This window comes from Micromonospora maritima (assembly GCF_902825405.1).
Taxonomy (GTDB): Bacteria; Actinomycetota; Actinomycetes; order Mycobacteriales; family Micromonosporaceae; genus Micromonospora; species Micromonospora maritima.
In genome coordinates this window covers 1-1319 of sequence record NZ_CADEAU010000857.1, presented here as the reverse complement: position 1 = coordinate 1319, position 1319 = coordinate 1, and the positions used below count along the sequence as shown (strand labels likewise).

At 74.8% G+C, this 1319-nt stretch carries 1 protein-coding gene; it reads right to left on the bottom strand.

What is annotated here, in order from left to right; translation table 11 throughout:
• A partial coding sequence (locus tag HUW36_RS33020; protein ID WP_174531602.1) for a right-handed parallel beta-helix repeat-containing protein occupies positions 1 to 1208 on the bottom strand: 1208 nt, incomplete at its 3' end.
• Positions 1209 to 1319 lie beyond the last annotated feature (111 nt).

Sequence of the window (1319 nt, the reverse complement as noted above, 5' to 3'; positions counted from 1 at the left end):
GCCCGGGCGGCGTCGCGCTCGGGCGCGCCGGCCGCGACGCCGCTGTCGACCGCCGGGCTGCCCGCCGCCAGCCGGAAGTCCGCCGAGTCCGCGTCGACGAAGCGGGGAGACGCAGTCAGACCCGCCGGGTCGGCCGGTGCGGTCGACCGGCCGACGACCAGGTTGTGGCTGAACCGGACGTCGGTCGAGGAGGACACCCCGACGGCCGGTTCACCCGGCGCGGACACCACGACGGTGTTGGTGACGCGCACGTCACGGGACCGGGTCACCACCAGGTCGGTGTCGACGGCGGAGTGGGTGGCGTTGCGGTACAGGGTGTTGTTCACGACGTCGACGTGCTCCGCGTCGAAGACGTTGATCCCCCGCCCGCCGTTGCGGTAGGCGATGTTGTTCTCCACCAGGGTCCGCCCCCGGTACGGGCCCTGGCGCAGCGGCGACCCGCGGAAGTCCTCGTTCGTCGTCGACTCGACGATGATGCCGTTGCCGTCGGTGATCCGCCGGGCGGCGCCGCTGCACAGGCAGGGCACCAGGTTCGCGTTGTCGTGCACCACGTTGCCGCGCACGACCATCTTGGTGCCGGTGCCACCGTCGGAGTTCCAGCTGCTGTGCACCGAGATGCCGCTGCCGCCGTACGGCGACCAGTGGCCGTTGCGGGCGGCCTCGTTGTGGGCGATGGTCACGTGGTCGGCGAACTGGGCGGCGATCCCCGACAGCGGGCAGTCGGTCACCGTGTTCCCCCAGACGACCACGTGGTGCGGCCGGCGCGGCGGATCGGCGGTGCGCTGCTCGTCCACGCTGATGCAGTTGGTGGAGACGGCCGGGTCGGAGACGTCCCCCCGGCGGGCCGCCGCGCGTTGCGCCGCGGTCAGTGCGGCACTGCCCCCGACGACCGTGAAGCCCTGCACGATGACGTAGGCGGCGTGCACCCGGATGCCCTGCCAGGCGCCGGCCCGCACGATCGGCCGGGCGCCCGGCAGCGCCGCCCAGGTGATCCACCGCTGCGGGGTGCCGGAGCGCTCGATCGACAGCACGGCGAAGTTCGTCCGGTCGGCGTACTCCCCGTCGTCCACAAGCACGGTGTCCCCCGGCCGGGTGAGCTGCGCGGCCCGGCCCAGTGTGCGCAGCGGCGTTCGCCGGGACCGGCCGTCGGCCCGGTCGTCGCCGCCACCGGAGACGTACAGGTAGCGGCCCCCCTGGGTGGGCGGCATGTCGGTGGCGCTCCAGGTCGGTCCGCCGGTGCCCGCCCCGGCGACGGGTCCGCCGCCACCCGTGGGCGCGGGCGACGGCGACGGCGACGGCCGGGGCGAGGGTACGACGGC